This window comes from Sulfitobacter dubius (assembly GCF_027214245.1).
Lineage (GTDB): Bacteria > Pseudomonadota > Alphaproteobacteria > Rhodobacterales > Rhodobacteraceae > Sulfitobacter > Sulfitobacter dubius_A.
In genome coordinates this window covers 456,100-472,226 of record NZ_JAPWHM010000004.1, presented here as the reverse complement: position 1 = coordinate 472,226, position 16,127 = coordinate 456,100, and the positions used below count along the sequence as shown (strand labels likewise).

19 protein-coding genes are annotated in these 16,127 nt (G+C 60.9%); 8 read left to right on the top strand and 11 right to left on the bottom strand.

Annotated features, from left to right (window positions below):
• Window positions 1-75: 75 nt before the first annotated feature.
• Together O4H31_RS12355 and O4H31_RS12350 are read right to left on the bottom strand one after the other, a co-directional pair.
• Window positions 76-558, bottom strand: coding sequence for a PaaI family thioesterase (locus tag O4H31_RS12355; RefSeq protein ID WP_067624465.1), 483 nt, complete (start codon window positions 556-558; stop codon window positions 76-78).
• Window positions 559-639: 81 nt separating this feature from the next.
• A complete protein-coding gene (locus tag O4H31_RS12350; protein ID WP_269346171.1) occupies window positions 640-1,506 on the bottom strand; it encodes a methylenetetrahydrofolate reductase in 867 nt (288 codons plus the stop codon).
• 94 nt (window positions 1,507-1,600) lie between these two features.
• Here O4H31_RS12350 and O4H31_RS12345 point away from each other — a divergent pair, with 94 nt between their 5' ends.
• Window positions 1,601-2,506 (top strand): LysR family transcriptional regulator, encoded by a 906-nt coding sequence (locus O4H31_RS12345; protein WP_269346170.1) that lies wholly within the window; start codon window positions 1,601-1,603, stop codon window positions 2,504-2,506.
• A 109-nt stretch (window positions 2,507-2,615) separates the two neighbouring features.
• Here O4H31_RS12345 and O4H31_RS12340 read toward each other — a convergent pair whose 3' ends face one another.
• Window positions 2,616-3,656: an NADP-dependent oxidoreductase gene (locus O4H31_RS12340; RefSeq protein ID WP_269346169.1), complete on the bottom strand. Its 1,041-nt coding sequence runs from the start codon at window positions 3,654-3,656 to the stop codon at window positions 2,616-2,618.
• Between the two features lie 166 nt (window positions 3,657-3,822).
• On the opposite strand from O4H31_RS12340, the gene O4H31_RS12335 reads away from it, so the two are divergent.
• A complete protein-coding gene (locus tag O4H31_RS12335; RefSeq protein WP_067624477.1) occupies window positions 3,823-4,608 on the top strand; it encodes an inositol monophosphatase family protein in 786 nt (261 codons plus the stop codon).
• Here the strand turns inward: O4H31_RS12335 and O4H31_RS12330 are convergent, their stop codons facing one another.
• On the bottom strand, window positions 4,609-4,899 hold the full coding sequence (locus O4H31_RS12330; protein ID WP_243260962.1) for a DUF6476 family protein: 291 nt from the start codon (window positions 4,897-4,899) through the stop codon (window positions 4,609-4,611).
• Here O4H31_RS12330 and O4H31_RS12325 point away from each other — a divergent pair.
• Complete coding sequence (locus O4H31_RS12325; RefSeq protein ID WP_269346352.1) at window positions 4,898-5,944, top strand: RluA family pseudouridine synthase; 1,047 nt, start codon at window positions 4,898-4,900, stop codon at window positions 5,942-5,944. The two genes, O4H31_RS12330 and O4H31_RS12325, sit on opposite strands and share 2 nt — an antisense overlap.
• Window positions 5,945-6,117: 173 nt before the next feature.
• Entirely contained in the window at window positions 6,118-7,014 is an 897-nt protein-coding gene (gene rpoH, locus O4H31_RS12320) for an RNA polymerase sigma factor RpoH (protein ID WP_067624486.1), read from the top strand.
• A 49-nt stretch (window positions 7,015-7,063) separates the two neighbouring features.
• On the opposite strand, the gene O4H31_RS12315 is transcribed toward rpoH, so the two are convergent.
• Entirely contained in the window at window positions 7,064-7,702 is a 639-nt protein-coding gene (locus tag O4H31_RS12315) for a GntR family transcriptional regulator (protein WP_269346166.1), read from the bottom strand.
• Window positions 7,703-7,791: 89 nt separating this feature from the next.
• Between O4H31_RS12315 and O4H31_RS12310 the strand changes: the two genes are divergently transcribed.
• The 3 genes from O4H31_RS12310 (at window position 7,792) to O4H31_RS12300 (ending at window position 9,473) form a co-directional block, all read left to right on the top strand.
• Window positions 7,792-8,352, top strand: coding sequence for a hypothetical protein (locus O4H31_RS12310; RefSeq protein WP_269346164.1), 561 nt, complete (start codon window positions 7,792-7,794; stop codon window positions 8,350-8,352).
• A 204-nt stretch (window positions 8,353-8,556) separates the two neighbouring features.
• Window positions 8,557-8,943: a hypothetical protein gene (locus tag O4H31_RS12305; RefSeq protein ID WP_269346162.1), complete on the top strand. Its 387-nt coding sequence runs from the start codon at window positions 8,557-8,559 to the stop codon at window positions 8,941-8,943.
• Window positions 8,944-9,203: 260 nt separating this feature from the next.
• On the top strand, window positions 9,204-9,473 hold the full coding sequence (locus O4H31_RS12300; RefSeq protein WP_067936579.1) for a DksA/TraR family C4-type zinc finger protein: 270 nt from the start codon (window positions 9,204-9,206) through the stop codon (window positions 9,471-9,473).
• A gap of 3 nt (window positions 9,474-9,476) precedes the next feature.
• Here O4H31_RS12300 and O4H31_RS12295 read toward each other — a convergent pair whose 3' ends face one another.
• From O4H31_RS12295 to O4H31_RS12270, 6 genes are read right to left on the bottom strand one after another with little or no spacing between them, the layout of a single operon-like run.
• Window positions 9,477-9,719 carry a hypothetical protein gene (locus tag O4H31_RS12295; protein ID WP_269346159.1) on the bottom strand — a complete coding sequence of 81 codons (243 nt, stop codon included), beginning with the start codon at window positions 9,717-9,719 and terminating at the stop codon, window positions 9,477-9,479.
• Window positions 9,719-11,539, bottom strand: coding sequence for a M3 family oligoendopeptidase (locus tag O4H31_RS12290; RefSeq protein WP_269346157.1), 1,821 nt, complete (start codon window positions 11,537-11,539; stop codon window positions 9,719-9,721). Before O4H31_RS12290 ends, O4H31_RS12295 begins: the two co-directional genes overlap by 1 nt.
• Window positions 11,540-11,595: 56 nt before the next feature.
• Complete coding sequence (locus O4H31_RS12285) at window positions 11,596-13,194, bottom strand: ATP-dependent DNA ligase (protein ID WP_269346155.1); 1,599 nt, start codon at window positions 13,192-13,194, stop codon at window positions 11,596-11,598.
• Entirely contained in the window at window positions 13,191-14,195 is a 1,005-nt protein-coding gene (locus O4H31_RS12280) for a ligase-associated DNA damage response exonuclease (protein WP_269346154.1), read from the bottom strand. The genes O4H31_RS12285 and O4H31_RS12280 overlap by 4 nt, the downstream gene beginning before the upstream one ends.
• Before the next feature lie 57 nt (window positions 14,196-14,252).
• Window positions 14,253-15,200 carry an alpha/beta fold hydrolase gene (locus tag O4H31_RS12275; protein ID WP_259981728.1) on the bottom strand — a complete coding sequence of 316 codons (948 nt, stop codon included), beginning with the start codon at window positions 15,198-15,200 and terminating at the stop codon, window positions 14,253-14,255.
• The gene (locus O4H31_RS12270; RefSeq protein WP_269346152.1) at window positions 15,200-15,490 is read right to left on the bottom strand and encodes an SCP2 sterol-binding domain-containing protein; all 291 of its coding nucleotides are present in this window, start codon (window positions 15,488-15,490) and stop codon (window positions 15,200-15,202) included. Before O4H31_RS12270 ends, O4H31_RS12275 begins: the two co-directional genes overlap by 1 nt.
• 74 nt (window positions 15,491-15,564) lie before the next feature.
• On the opposite strand from O4H31_RS12270, the gene O4H31_RS12265 reads away from it, so the two are divergent.
• Window positions 15,565-16,122: a tetratricopeptide repeat protein gene (locus tag O4H31_RS12265; protein WP_269346150.1), complete on the top strand. Its 558-nt coding sequence runs from the start codon at window positions 15,565-15,567 to the stop codon at window positions 16,120-16,122.
• The last annotated feature ends 5 nt before the right edge of the window (window positions 16,123-16,127 follow it).

The following is a 16,127-nucleotide window of genomic DNA, read 5'->3' as shown; positions in this document are numbered from 1 at the left end:
ACGGTTAATTCTTTGCCGAAAGAGTTTTGACCCCGGCGTGGCGCCGTCCACGCCGGGGTTGTTTTGTGAATGGGATTAGCCCAGCTTCATCACGATGCAGGTGGTTGAGCCGGTGGCATAGAGTTTGCCATCCTCGACCCCGCGTATCTCCCCATGCGCCACGCCGGTAGAGCGGCCCACGTGATCGGTCACCCCGATGCAGTCGATCTCCATCCCTAAAGGCAGGCCGCGTAGGATATTAATCTTGTATTCCAAAGTGGTGTATACTGAACCGCGCGGGACTTTCGTCATCACCGCGCAGGCCATCGCCGAATCGAGGAGCGTGCCGTACCAGCCGCCATGCACCGTGCCCATCGGATTGGTCATGGCGAAGCTCGGCGCGCCGCGAAAAACAATGCGGCCTTCTTCGACCGAATGCAGCGCATAGCCCATGGTTTGGCCGATGGGCGGGCCGGGGTTGGTGCCGTCGAGGATCGCCTGCATGAACTCCAGCCCCGACAGTTTCAGGGCCTCGGATTGGGACAAAAGGTCAGCAGGGCTCTGGGCGATGCGGGGCATGGTCTTCTCCGGCAGATGAATTTTGCCGGAGGATACGCCCGAGCGGGGCAGGAGCAAGCCCCTGCGCCCGAGGTGCCAAGTTTACGCGACGTCCGACAGATCAACCTGCGGCGTCACACCGATGGCGCGGCAAACATCGCGGGTCAGTTCGGCGCGGTTGAGCGTGTAGAAATGCAGTGCGTCCACGCCCTCGTCGATCAATTCGCTGCACAGTTCGGTGCACATGGCTTGGGCCAGCAGGTCATGACGGTCATCGCGGATCGCCGCTTCATAGGCTTGGTCGACCCATTCCGGGACGGGCGTGCCACATTTGACGGCGAATTTGCGAGCCGAGGTCCAGTTGACCACTGGCAGGATGCCCGGCGTGATCGGCTTGTTGATGCCCGCTTTGACGCAGGCGTCGCGGAAACGCAGAAAGGTATCGGCTTCAAAGAAGAACTGGGTCAACGCCTCGTCCGCGCCCGCGTCGAACTTTCGTTTCAGCCAATCGATATTGGCCTGCTGGTCGGCCGCTTCGGGGTGCGGGTCGGGGTAGGCACCCACGCGGATGGTGAACTTGCCGGTTTTGGCCAGCGCCTCGATCAGCTCACAGCTATCGGCAAAACCTTCGGGATGCGGAACGAATTTGTCGGTGCCCGCCTGCGGATCGCCGCGCAGGGCGACGATGTCTTTGATGCCCGCTTCGGCGAATTTATCGGCGACTTCCATGGTTTCCGCGCGGCTGGCCCCCACGCATGTCAGGTGCCCGGCGACAGGCAGGCCGGAGGTACGGTGCAGCACATGTGCCGAATCATGGGTCAGATCCCGGGTCGTGCCACCCGCGCCATAGGTGACCGAGAAGAAACGCGGCGCCAGTGGGGCCAGCGCCTGAGCTGCATCCCACAGTTTGAACGCCGCGCCGACGGTGCGGGGCGGGAAGACTTCGAAGGAAACGGCAGGCGTGGTCATTGAGAGATCCTTTTGGCGGTTTCACGTCTTGTCTCACATCTAGCCTTGTGAGACAAACTCATAACATTCATCTTGAACATGAGTAATACCTCACATGCACATTGAGTTCCGTCACCTGCGCACAATCAAGGCCATTCACGAGGCGGGCGGGCTGGCCCGCGCGGCGGATCAGATGAATATCACGCAATCGGCGTTAAGTCATCAGGTGAAGGGCTTGGAGGACCAGGCCGGGGTTGAGCTGTTTGTTCGGCGCTCAAAACCGTTGAAGCTTTCGCCCGCCGGGCAGAGGCTTCTGAAGCTGGCGCAGCAGGTCTTGCCACAGGTCGAAGCCTTGCAAGATGAATTCTCGGGGCTGCGGGCAGGCAGCACGGGGCGGATGCATATCGCCATTGAATGTCACGCTTGTTTCGAGTGGCTTTTCCCGGTGTTGGAACAGTTCCGGCGGCATTGGCAGGATGTTGATGTCGATATCCGCCCCGGTCTGGCCTTTGACGCGCTGCCCGCTCTGCTGCGCGAAGAGGTTGATCTGGTGGTGTCATCGGATCCCGAAGAACTGCCGGGGGTCGAATTTGTCGAACTCTTTGATTACAATCCGGTTTTCGTGGCTTCGCAAAGTCACCCTTTGGCCGATAAACCCTTTGTTGAGGCGGCTGATTTTCGTGGTGAGACGCTCATCACCTATCCGGTGGAACGGACGCGACTGGATGTGTTCAGCCAGTTGTTGATCCCCGCTAAGGTCGAGCCTGCAGCGATCCGAAAGGTTGAGCTAACGGCGGTGATCTTGCTGCTGGTGGCGTCCAATCGCGGGGTGTCGGTCCTGCCGGACTGGGTGGTGCGCGAGGTGAAATATTCGTCGGATTACGTCACGCGGCCTTTGACGGCGCAGGGTATAACGCGGCGGCTTTATGCGGCGGTGCGCAAGGATGATCTGGGCAAACCGTTTATGGATGAGTTGTTGAAACTGGCCGGGCAAGAGGCGCGGAAGTTGCAGCGGGCCTGAGGGGTGCTGAGGGGCAGCGCCTTGCCTCATCAAATCGCCTACCCGGGGAACGGGCAGGCGATGGCCCGGCGCCTGCGGCTTGTTTCCGGGCCAAAGGTAGGCGCAAGGCTTACTTCACCTTAACGATTGCCTTGCCAGTATTGCCGCCATTCAGCATGTCGATGAAAGCCTGCGGCGCATTCTCCAACCCCTCGGTGATATCCTCTTTCACCTTCACACGTCCATCCGCGACCATCGGGGCCACCTCGCGGTGGAACTCGGGCATGCGGTTCCAGTGGTTCGAGATGATGAAGCCGCGCACGGTGAGGAAATTCACCAAAATTGTCCGCCACAGCCGCGGCGCGGTGAGGCCAGCGCCCTCGGCGTCGGCACCAAGCCCGCCCGCGTTATACCACGCGATCATGCCGCAAAGCGGGATACGGCCATGCGGGTTCATCAGCGGCAATACCGCATCCAGCACCTTACCGCCGACGTTTTCGTAATAGATATCAATGCCATCCGGCGCGGCCTCTTTCAACGCGGCGCGCAGGGATTTGGCATCGTCATAGGCGCGGTGGTCAAGACAGACGTCAAAGCCGAAGTCGCGCGTGGCGATCTTACATTTCTCGGCCCCGCCCGCGATGCCGACGGTGCGCAGCCCTTTGGCCTTGGCCAACTGCCCCACCATCGACCCGACAGGCCCCGTTGCGGCCGCGACGACAAGCGTCTCACCCTCTTTCGGCTGGCCGATTTCGTTCAGCCCGTACCAACCGGTCAATCCGGGCATCCCCAGCACACCAAGCGAGGCAGTGATCGGCACGGCTTCGGCGTCGACCTTTTGGCACTGCTTGGCCGGGGCAACGCCGTGGGTCGCCCATCCAAAGGCACCAAAGGCAAAATCGCCAACGTTAAAGCTCGGATCATTGGAGGCGACCACCTTGCCGACGCTGCCGCCCTCCATGAGCCCGCCAATAGGAACCGGCTGCGCATAAGATTTCGCATCATCCATGCGGCCCCGCATATAAGGATCAAGCGACATGTAGTGCACTTCGACCAAGATTTCCCCGACGCCCGGCTGGGGCATATTCGCGCTTTCTAGGCGGAAGTTTTCAGGCGTTGGCGCACCGTCTGGGCGGCTGGCGAGGACGATTTTTTTCATCTGGTCGGACATGGGATTTCCTTCGGGCTGATTGCTTTGGGTCCAAGGTGTCACCTTGTGCTTTTAAAACAACCCGCACGCTGCGTAAGAATGCCCTAGCGGCCTAGGTTTCTGCCCCCTTGGCAATTGCGCTCTTGCGCCCTATACGTCCCGCCTTATCCATCAAAGGGCGCGAACAATGATCGGCAGTGCGAATCTTAACATCATGATCAAAGCGGCACGCAAAGCGGGGCGTGCATTGGTCAAGGATTTCCGCGAGGTCGAGAACCTTCAGGTCTCGGTCAAAGGCGCGGGCGATTTCGTGACCAAAGCCGACATTGGCGCCGAGAAGATCATCAAAGACGACCTGATGGGCGCGCGCCCGACCTACGGTTGGCTGGCCGAAGAGGGCGGTGAGGAAGAGGGCCAAGACCCGACCCGCCGTTGGATCGTTGACCCACTGGATGGCACCACCAACTTCTTGCACGGTCTGCCGCATTGGGCCGTCTCCATCGCGTTGGAGCATAAGGGTGAGATCGTCGCTGGTGTGGTTTTCGACCCTGCCAAGGATGAGATGTTCTTTGCGGAAAAAGGCACTGGCGCTTGGATGAACGAAAGCCGCCTGCGCGTGTCGGGTCGTCACCGCATGATTGAATCGATCTTTGCCACGGGTCTGCCTTTCGGTGGCCGTGCCGATCTGCCTGAAACGCTGAAGGATCTGGGCCGTCTCTTGCCTGTCTGCGCCGGTGTCCGCCGCTGGGGGGCTGCATCGCTCGATCTCGCTTACGTCGCCTCAGGCCGTTACGACGGTTTCTGGGAGCGCCGTTTGAAGCCATGGGACGTGGCCGCAGGCATGTTGATCGTCAAAGAGGCCGGTGGCCTTGTTGAGGCGATCCGTCCTGAGCGTAACATCCTGCAACATGGCGAGATTATCTGTTCGAACGAGCCGATCTATTCGACCTTCGCCAAAACGATCCGCGGCTGATTAGTCGATCGGGATCGTCTGGCGCAATTCGCCGGTCAACTGGTCAAAGATCAGGATCTCATCCGCATCTGTTACCACCGCATACCAGCCGCGTCCTTGCGTAAATGCCTGGGCGCTGCTGCCATCGGGCAGGGTGATGCTGCGCGGCATGGTCGGGCCTTGATCGCTCAGGCGGGTGACAAGCACGAAGATCAGCACTAAAACCCCGCCAATCATCACGACGGTCAAGACCGTCACCATCCGCCGCAGAAACCGCAGGTTCGCCGGTTCATCAGGGTTGTCCGTGTCCATGTCTCACCGCCGCATTGATTTCATTCTGGGCGAAAGCCCGCCCGCCCGTCTTGATAAGGCGCTGGCCCGCGATGTGCCAGAGGAAGCGAACCTGTCGCGCACCCGGTTGGGCCGTTTGATCGAAGAGGGGGCTGTGACCGTGGACGGTGCAGTGGTGCAAGACCCCCGCGCCAAGGTGGCCGAAGGTCAGGTGGTGCATATCTCCGTTGAGGAAGCGGCGGAAAGCCATATCTTGCCCGAGGATATTCCCCTGTCGGTGGTGTTTGAGGATGCTGACCTCATAGTGATCGACAAACCTGCAGGCATGGTGGTGCATCCTGCGCCGGGCTCGCCATCGGGCACTTTGGTTAATGCATTGCTCGCACATTGCGGCGACGATCTCTCGGGTGTAGGCGGCATGAAGCGGCCCGGTATTGTGCACCGCATTGATAAGGATACCACCGGGCTGCTCGTTGTCGCAAAATCCGACGCAGCGCATCATGGGCTGGCGGCGCAGTTCGAGAAACATACCGTTGAGCGGTACTACCAAACGCTTGTCTACGGTGTGCCGGATGCCAATGACCCGCGCCTGCGCGGTGTCAAAGGCGCATCCTTTGAGGCGGGAAACATCCTGCGCATGACCACACAACTGGCGCGGCACAAAACCGACCGGCAGCGGCAGGCGGTTCTGTTCCAAGGCGGTCGCCACGCCGTGACCCGTGCCCGCACGATTGAGCGTTTCGGCACGCCCGCCGTTCTGGCTCTGCTGGAATGCTGGCTTGAGACAGGCCGTACCCATCAGATCCGCGTGCATATGTCTCACGCGGGCCACGGTTTGGTGGGGGATGCGACCTATGGCGGGCGGCGCAAGCTGGCCAAAGCGGCCTTGCCTGAAGCCACCGCAGAGGCCATCCGCGCCTTCCCGCGTCAGGCGCTCCACGCGGCTGTTTTGGGGTTTGAGCACCCTGTGACGGGCGAAAACATGCGTTTCGAAGCCCCCCTCCCGCCGGATATGGCAGCGCTGCTCCAACTGCTGCGTGAGGGGCCTGTCGACCCTTCGGCGTGACCCCGCCACCCCAAGGAACCACCCCGGCGTGGGTTACGTTTTGTTCACAGAAGCTGTGCAATCCTGAACAAAAGCGTGAACGCTTCTGTCTTGAAAGCACGAAGGGGGCCGCCCATATTGCATGTTAAGCGAAATAACATAGGCCTCGGTCAAACTGAGGAAAGGGACAAGACATGGCAAATTATGCAAATCTGCCCGCACCGACACCGGAAGGCGGGCTAAACCGCTATATGCAAGAGATCCGCAAGTTCCCGCTGTTGGAGCCTGAGGAAGAATACATGCTGGCCAAACGTTGGGTCGAGGAACAAGATACCGAAGCCGCGCACCGCATGGTCACGTCGCACCTGCGTCTCGCCGCGAAAATCGCGATGGGCTACCGGGGCTATGGGCTGCCGCAGTCCGAGGTGATCTCGGAAGCGAATGTCGGCCTTATGCAGGCGGTCAAACGTTTCGATCCGGAGAAGGGCTTTCGCCTTGCGACCTACGCGATGTGGTGGATCCGCGCGTCGATCCAAGAGTACATCTTACGGTCGTGGTCGCTGGTGAAACTTGGCACAACTTCGGGTCAGAAGAAGCTGTTTTTCAACCTGCGTAAGGCAAAGAACAAGATCGGTGCCTTGGAAGAAGGCGATCTGCGGCCCGAAAACGTGACAGAGATTGCGACCCAACTGGGCGTGACCGAAGCTGAAGTCGTTTCGATGAACCGGCGGATGTCGGGCGGGGATGCCTCGCTCAACGCCACAGTCGGGTCCGAAGGCGAAGGCACGATGCAGTGGCAAGATTGGTTGGAGGACGAAGACGCCGACCAAGCGGGCGACTATGCCGAACGTGATGAGTTGGAAACTCGGCGTGAGATGTTGGCCGAAGCCTTGGACGTGCTGAACGACCGTGAAAAGGATATTCTGACCCAACGCCGCCTGTCGGATGAAACGGTCACTTTGGAAGACCTGTCGTCGCAATATGATGTCAGCCGCGAACGTATTCGCCAAATCGAAGTGCGTGCTTTTGAAAAGTTGCAGAAGCGGATGCGCGACTTGGCGAAAGAAAAAGGCATGATGGCGGCCAGCTAATTGTCGGCAAGCTAACATAGATGGCCCCGCTCGCAGGAGCGGGGCTTTTTTATGTCTGGCTTGGGCGGGCAAGCCTGCCTTCGATTTCGGCAATCTGTTCAAAGCAGGCGGCAAGGGTGCCGCTCTTCATCGCGCGGGCCGCGGTTTGCAGCACCTCACGCAGATGCGCAATCTGAGCCTGTGGCTGAGTCTCGAAATCCCGCAGCGACCACCTGATCAGACGCCAATAGGCCGCGCGAAAAGCATCACTAAGGATCGGGTTCTCAATCAACTCGGATAAGACATTCAAAAGCTGGGCGCGTATCTCGAAAAACGCCTCGGCTTGGTCGAGTTGGCTGATGTCCATCATCCCCAAAAGCCCGGCCAGCGACATGAATTGCATGGGCGGCGCAGGGCTAGAGGGGGCGCATTTGGCCGCGGCCTCGATAATCGCCGCTGCGGCGCAGATATCGTCAGCGCGCATCGCCTCCTCCAAGGGCGTCACGACAGACCCGACACCGGATTTAACGGCGATCATCCGTTCATAGGCCAACCGTTGCAGCGCTTGTCGGATCGGCGTGCGGGAGACGCCAAACCGCTGCGCCAAGGCCACCTCGTGCAGCATACCATCTGCGATGTCGCGATCCAGGCAGATATCCGCCCGGAGCGTGTCAGCAATCGCAGCGCTGGATTTGACTTGGTTGAGCATCGCCCGGCGTCCTTCGGTCTGTTCACATCTTGCCTGATTAACATGTATACAGGTGTCGCTGCACTTACTCAATTTTTATGGAAGCTGTTATGTCTGGCAATCTGCCTTTTTTCGATCCCGAAGCGACCTCAATACGCGCCGTCATCCCGACTCCGCGCGGGGGGCATCTGGCGATGACCGGCTTTCCGGGGCTGCTGACCCATGTCGATGGCTCTGCCTTTCTTGATCCGCATCAAATGGCCGAAACCTTGGAAGGATTGCATGCGACCGGCGCGCGCCAATTGCTCATCCTGACTGAGGAAGCAGAATTACCCAAGGGGGCCTTTCCTTTGGTTTCCGAGGTTTCTCAATCCCTTGGCCTGACGCTGTCTTTCGCGGCGATCCAAGATTTCAATGTGCCCGGCGAGGCTTTCCTGACGCAATGGCCGGAACGTCGGGCCGGTTTTGAGCAGGCGTTGGATGCGGGGGAGACGGTGGCCCTGTCGTGCCAATACGGGGCGGGCCGTAGCGGAGTTATTGCGGCATGGTTGCTAATAGGGTGCGGGTTGGCGGCGGCTGACGCCATCGCCTTGGTGCGCGCTCACTTTCCTGAGGCAATCGAGAATCGGCTTCAGGAAAGGTGGCTCCTAGACGTCGAAAAGGTGGGTTAGGCGCTCCATTCGCATAGATTATGTGAAAAAAGATTGTCGAATTATACGATTGCCCCATCGTCGGCAAGTTGTTGCCCCATTCTTGCCACAATTGGATCGGACAACATGTATACAGGTTGGGCAAACAGCGGAACCTCCCGAGGGAACGCAACAGCCCACAGAAAGGGAAGACTAACGAACAGACGAGTAGAAAGAGGATTAGACATGCAAAGCCGCTCCATCGCGCCAGAAACATCCGGCCCCATCGCGTCCCTTAACGCAGGTGACATTATCCGCCGTAGGCGCGGCTATGAACCCGTTACAGTCTGTCATCCTTCCGATGAATTTCCCACTGTTCTAAACATTTGCAGCGCGCGTTTCCACAGTGTCCACCATAACCGCGATTTCGGCAGGGTGGAGGCGATGGTCGAGGTGACCTATACGCACCATCCGCGCGCCATGCCACAAACGGTGTACCTGCGCACCAACGTGCCGCTGCGCCCCGCGGGGCAGCGCCAAGAGCTTCGCCAACGGCTTATCCAAAGTGCCGTTACCCTGTCCGTCCTGATCAATCGTCAAAATGAAGGAGATACGACCCTGCGTGCTGCTTGACTCACAGCCCAATGCCTAGCAACTGCACCCCCTTATGGGGGTGTTTTTTTTATGTCGGGCAGGCGGTACGGTCGCGTTTCGCGCAATTACCCGTCGGCGCATCGGCTCGGCCTGTGAACCTTGTATATTTGCACAGGCCCCCCATTTGTTACACTCTGATAAGGGCAGCCCGGGCTTGGCGTGGGTGTCGGCCGCAGGTCCGTGACATGCGGTCTGCGGGCCCCATATCAATGATGAGCATAGCAATAGGAGGCCGTGGCATGGCTGGCGGATGGGCGCGTGATGGCGCGGTAAGCGAACAGATCGAAGCATCCATATCGGACGAATTGGCACGGCTGAAATCCCGCCGCGCGCCGGTGGGTGAGAGCCTGACCCATTGCGCGGAATGCGAAGAACCTATTCCCGAAGCACGACGCATCGCTCTGCCGGGGGTGAAACTTTGCATTGATTGCGTGCGCGACCGGGACGGGCAGGCGCAGATGCGCGGCGGGATAAACCGGCGCGGGTCGAAAGACAGCCAGTTGAAGTGAGGGTCAGGGGCGCATTGCCCGGCGCCGACGCCGAAGAGAGCGCCAGCGCCGATACAACCGCACATCCATCGCCGCCACCATGAAACCAAGCGGCAGCATCCAAAAGCCGAGGATCGGCAAGAACCCAAGGATGCCGCCGCAGATCAGCAGCAGGCCGGGCGCAAACCTGAATCCGGGCGGGACCCGCCTTTGGACCCAAGCAAAGAACGGCGCGAACCTGTCCTTCATGCGCTCGGCGAGGGACATCAGTCCTCCATCGCCTCCAATTCGTCGATCATGTCAGAGATCATCGACAGTCCCTTGTCCCAAAAGGCGGGGTCAGAGGCATCAAGCCCGAAGGGGGCCAGAAGCTCCCTGTGGTGTTTCGATCCGCCTGCTTTCAGCATGTCGAAATACTTCTCTTCAAAGCCTTCCTCGCCCTCGGCGTAGACCGCGTAGAGCGCGTTCACCAGCCCGTCGCCAAAGGCATAGGCATAGACGTAAAAGGGCGAATGCACGAAATGCGGGATATAGGCCCAGAAGGTCTCATAGCCGTCCATATACTCGAATGCTGGCCCAAGGCTTTCGGCCTGAACGCTCATCCACAGCGCGTTGATGTCGTCTGGCGTAAGCTCCCCGCCGCGGCGCGCCTCGTGCAATTTGCACTCGAAATCATAAAAGGCGATCTGGCGCACAACCGTGTTGATCATGTCCTCGACCTTGCCTGCCAGCAGCACCTTACGCTCGGCCTGCGTCTTGGCCTTGTCGAGCATCTTGCGGAAGGTGAGCATCTCACCAAAGACCGAGGCCGTTTCGGCCAACGTCAGCGGGGTCGAGGAGAGCATCTCGCCCTGATCGGCGGCCAGCACTTGGTGCACGCCATGGCCCAACTCGTGTGCCAGCGTCATCACGTCGCGCGGTTTGCCGAGGTAGTTCAGCATCACGTAAGGATGCACGTCCGTCACGGTGGGATGCGCGAAGGCGCCCGGTGCCTTGCCCGGTTTCACGCCCGCGTCGATCCAGCCCTTGGTGAAGAACGGCTTGGCCAACTCGCCCATGCGCGGATCAAAGGCGGTGTAGGCTTCCATCACGGTCTCTTCGGCCTGCTTCCAGTTCACCACCTTTGGGTCCTCCATCGGCAGCGGCGCGTTGCGGTCCCAGACCTGCATCACATCAAGGCCGAGCCACTTGCGCTTCAGCTCATAGTAGCGGTGGCTCAGCTTCGGATAGGCTTCGACCACGGCGTTGCGCAGCGCTTCGACCACCTCGGGCTCGACATGGTTGCTGAGGTGCCGCCCGGTCTGCGGTGTCTCCATACCCCGCCAGCGGTCGATGACTTCTTTCTCTTTCACCTGCGTGTTATGGACGCGGGCGAAGGTGCGGATGTTGCGGCCCAGCACGTCGGCCAGTTCTCGCGCGCCCGCTTCGCGCTTGCTGCGGTCGGGGTCGGTCAAGAGGTTCAGCGTGCCTTCGATGTTGAGCGTCTCGCCCTCGACTTCGAATTCCAGCCCGGCGATTGTCTCGTCGAACATCCGCTCCCAAGCGTCGCCGACCACGCCGAGGTCGTGCAGAAATTTCTCCATCTCATCCGACAGTTGATAGGGCTTCATGGCGCGGATGCGGTCAAACACAGGCTTGTAACGTGCAAGATCAGTGTCTTGGTCGAGCAGGTTGGCCAGATGGTCGTCCGGCAGTTTGTTCAACTCCAATGTAAAGAACACCAGCGGCGTGGTATAATCGGTGATCTTTTCCTGCATGTCGGACATGAACTTGGCCCGGCCTGAGTCCGTCGTCTGCTGGTAATAACGCAGGCCCGCGTAGGACATGATGCGCCCCGCAACCTGATTGATCTTTTCGTTGCGCAGCACACAGTCGAGCAGCCCTTTGGCGTCGAGCGCGGCCAGATTGCCTTGATAGTCAGTGGCAAAACGCGCGCAGGCTTCCTCTAGCCAGTCGAGGTCGCGCTTCAGTTCGGGCGCGTCTTCGGCGGTGTAAAGATCGCTCAGATCCCATTCCGGCAGATCGCCGAGGTTTTTGCCCCCGGCGCTGGCGTTGGCATCGTGAAGCGGGAAGGGAAGCTGAAACATCGGTGTACCTCATTTGCGTTTCGTCACATCTATGCCTCCGGGCGGGCCGGAACAACCTATCCGTAGATGCGCAGCATTTCTTTCAGATCGTCGAGGGTGTTGGCCTCTTGCAGCGGCTTGTCCTTGCGCCAGCGCAGCATGCGCGGAAAGCGCAGGGCGACGCCGGACTTGTGGCGCGGGCTGGGCTGGATGCCCTCGAAGGCGATCTCGAAGACATGGTGCGGGGTAACTTGGCGCACGGGGCCAAAGCGTTGCTGGGTGTTCTTGCGCACCCAAGCGGTGATTTGGCGGAACTCGGCATCCGTCAGGCCGGAATAGGCCTTGGTGAAGGGGACCAGATCATTGCCGTTCCAGACCGCGAAGGTGAAGTCGGTAAAAAGGTTCGCCCGGCGGCCCGAGCCCGATTGCGCATAGATCATCACCGCGTCGATGGTCAGCGGGTCCAACTTCCATTTCCACCAGTCGCCCTTTTTGCGGCCCGAGAGATACGGGCTGTCGGCCCGTTTCAGCATCAACCCCTCGGCCTGCGCCTCGCGCGCGGTCTCGCGCAGGGTGGCGAGTTCGGCCCAATCGGTGAACTGGTGCTGTGGCGAGAGGCGGACGGGCGCGTCGGCGGGCAGATCGGCGGCGGCTTCTTCCAGTAGGGCACGGCGCTCGGCAAAGGGGCGGTCGCGGATGTCCGCGCCCTGCCATTCCAGAAGGTCGTAGGCGTGCAGCACCACGGAGGCCTCCTTCAAAAGCTTCTTCGGCACGGTCTTGCGTCCGATGCGGGCTTGTAGCGCGTTGAAGGATGAGGGAAATTCCGCCCCCGGCTGCCAGACCAGCAACTCGCCGTCGAGCACCGTGCCCGGCGGCAAATGATCGGCGGCGCGAGCGAGTTCGGGGAACCGGTCGGTCATCAGCTCTTCGCCGCGTGACCAGACGAAGTAGTCGCCATCGCGCAGGATAAGCTGCCCGCGGATGCCGTCCCATTTCCATTCCGCGCGCCAGTCTTCGGGGGTGCCTAGGGCTTCCGGTCCGTCTTCCAGTGCATAGGCGAGGTAGAAAGGGTAGGGGCGCGAGGCGTCGGCGCTGGCGTCCTCGGCCTCGATCAGGCTGTGCCATGTCACGTCATCGGGGTGCCAGTTGCCCATCAAGCGGTGCGCCATTTCCGGCTCGGGCCGGTCGGTGGCGCGTGACAGCGCCCGGGTCATCAGCTTTTGGCTGATGCCGATGCGAAAACCGCCGGTGATGAGCTTGTTGAACAGGAACCGCTCTGTGCCGCCGAGTTGTTGCCAGGCCGAAAGGACGAAGGCCTTGCGCGCCGCGTCGTCTTCGTCTTTCAGCCCGCGCAGGGCGTTGATCCATGCGGTCAGCGTGCCGGTGTCCTCGCTCTCTACCGGGGGGAGGACCAGCGCGATGGTCTCGGCCAGATCGCCGACGATGGCGTAGCTGTCTTCGAATAGCCAGAGCGGCACACCGGACGCCTCTGAGGCCCATTCGCGGAGCTTGGTCGTGGTTACGGCGCGTTTCGGGCGGCGGCCCGAGAAAAGCGCCACGGTCCAAAGACGGTCCTCTTCGGCCGCGGTGGTGAAATATTCGGCCAGGGCGGCGACCTTTACTGTGGTTTTGGTGGTCTGGTCGACGGCATTGAAAAGAGCGGCAAAGTCCTTCATTCGCTGTCGCCTCCTTCGCTGTCGAACTGGGTCGGCACGACTTCGGCCTTCCAGCCCTGATCGTTCAGGTATCGCGTGAAGATATCGGTATAACCATGAGTTACATATATGTTTTCCGCGCCAGTCTCACGGATCGCCCAAAGCAGCCCATGCCAATCCGCATGGTCTGATATGACAAACCCCCGATCCCCCGCACGCCGCCTGCGCACGCCGCGCAGCGCCATCCAGCCCGAGGCGAAAGCGCTCTCCTGTGCCCCGAAGCGCCGCGCCCATTGGCTGCCCAAGGCCGAGGGCGGCGCCAGCACCAGCGCGCCGGGATGCTCCTTGGGGTTGAGCTCGGGCGTCACAAGCGTTGTCTCGGGCAGGATGATGCCCTGTGCGCGCAGCACTTCGTTGGTGTTCTCCACCGCCGTATGGGTCAGGATCGGTCCGATCGCGGGATCGAGCATCGACAGCAGCCGCTGCGCCTTGCCCAGCGAATAGGCCCCGAGGAAAGCGGTCTTGCCCGCCGCCTTGCAACCCGCCCACCAGTCGTTGATCTGCGCTGCCACCTCGGCCTGCGGCGCCCAGCGAAAGACCGGCAGGCCAAAGGTGCTTTCAGTAATGAAATGGTGGCACTGGACCGGCTCGAAGGGCTCAGACATGTCATCATCGATTACCTTGTAGTCGCCCGACGCGACCCAGACCTCTCCGCCGACTTCAACCCTGATCTGTGCGCTGCCGGGCACATGGCCCGCCGGGTGGAAAGAGACCATCGCCCCGCCGATCTGCCGCGTCTCGCCATAGGCGATGCCCTCGATGGCAATCTCGCCCAAGCGGTGGCGCATTACGGGCAGGGCAGCGTGGGTGGCAAGGTAACTGCCCATCCCGTCGCGGGCATGGTCGGCGTGGCCATGGGTGATCAACGCCCGGTCAACGGGGCGCCAAGGGTCGATGTAAAAGTCACCTGCAGGGCAATAAATGCCGTTTTCGGTGAAGGTAAGGACGGGTTCACGTGTCATCCCAAGCAATCTAGGCGGCGCGGGCCGATTGCACAGGAAAATGACGCCTGAGCGGGATTAACCGGTAATATTGCCCAGATAGAGCTTTTCCAGCCCGTCGAAGATCGGTTTGCGCAGCTCCGGGGTTTCGAACAGCACTTCGTGCTCACCGCCCGGCACGATTTCCAACCGCCCGCCTTTCCACTGTGCCATGCGCGCGTGCACCCGGTCGGTGGCGACGATACGTTCGTTGCTGCCAAGGAAGGTTACACAGGGAATGTTGGGTGCTGAGCGCCCGGCGAGGTGCTTCGTCTCGGCTAAAGCTTCGCGCAGCCAGACAAAACTGGGGCCGCCGAGGCTGAGCTCATGATGCGCGGCCAGTTGATCGCGCATCATGTCGTACATTTCGGGGTCAGTGGTCAGCAGATTGTCTTCGAAAGGGGCTATGGCCGGATAGGCGTCGATCTTGGTGCCCGGGGGCAGGCGGTGGCCTTGGCCGACCCGCGGCATGAACTGCGCCAAAGACCACGCAATAGCGCGCAACCGGGGGGCGACATAGATGCCCCACATTGGACCAGTGAAGGCGACGGCCTGCACCGGCAACCCCTCCATCACGGCACGCAGGCCGATGCAGCCGCCCATGGAGTGGGCCAGCAGAAAATAGGGGCGCGGCAGGTTTAAGCTGCGCGCGGCACGCAGCATGGCGGCGACGTCTTTCTGGTAGTCACTGAAAACATCCACATGGCCGATCCGCGCGTCCGGCAGCATCCGGTCGGCAAGACCCTGACCGCGCCAGTCGATCGCCATGGTGGCAAGGCCGCGCCGCGCCAGTTCGGCGGCGCAAAGCCCATATTTTTCAATATACTCCGTGCGTCCGGGGAAAAGCAGCACAGTGCCGCGCGCGCCAGCGCAAGGCCAATGACCCAGCCTGATCCGCTTGCCATCCGATGTCTCGGCCCAATGGGCTTGGCCCCCCTCGGGGCCGGGGGCGATATCGGTGTAAAGCGGGGCCGGGTCCAGCTGCATCAGCCGAGAACAGCGGCGAGTTTCATCGCCATGCCCATATCGCCGTCGATCTTGAGCTTGCCGGTCATGAATGCGGATGTCGGGTTGGTGTCGCCCTCAAGGATCGACTGGAAAGTTTCCGGGTCGGCGCTAAGCGTCACGTCGGCTTCTTCATCCGCGGCGCGGGCGCCGTTTTCGTCCATCATCACGGTGCCTTCACCTTCGATGTCGAACTTGGCCGTGCCGTCAAAATCACTGCCGGCCAGCTTTTCGTTCAGCACCACAACCGCTTCGTTCACAATATCGCTCATCGCTCGCCCTTTTTTGGCATTTGGCCCCGCTACGTCTGGAATTGCGGCGGCAGCCTGTTACATTCAGTTTTGTTATGCGCATCATACCCGTCAACCTCAAACATACCGTTGCGGCAGTTGGTGGCTTTGTGTTGCTTGCGGGCATGGCCGTGGCCGAAATGGCCCCGCCCGAGCTTATGCAAAAGCTGCGCGAGGCCCCTGCAGCCGAAGCCCCCAGAATCACTCATGAAATCGAAGCGCATTGGCAGCGCTCCGGCTCGGCTTCGATGGATTTGCTGCTGTCACGAGGGCGCGAAGCGATGGCAAATGGCGACAGCCAGTTGGCGATTGAGCATTTGACCGCGCTGACCGATCACGCGCCCGGTTTTGCCGAAGGGTTCCACACGCGGGCGCAGGCCTATTATGCGGCCAACCTCTATGGTCCCGCGCTGGATGATCTGGAACGGACGCTGGCGCTGAACCCCGACAATTACAACGCGATCTTCGGCCTTGCCGTGATGATACAGGAGTTCGGAGATCTGGGCCGCGCGGCGGAACTGTACCGCAGGGCGCTCGCCCTCAACCCGCATCACGATGACGCCCGGTCGGCCCTTGAGGGGCTGCGCAGGGACGGCATCGGGCGCGAGCTTTAATTCAA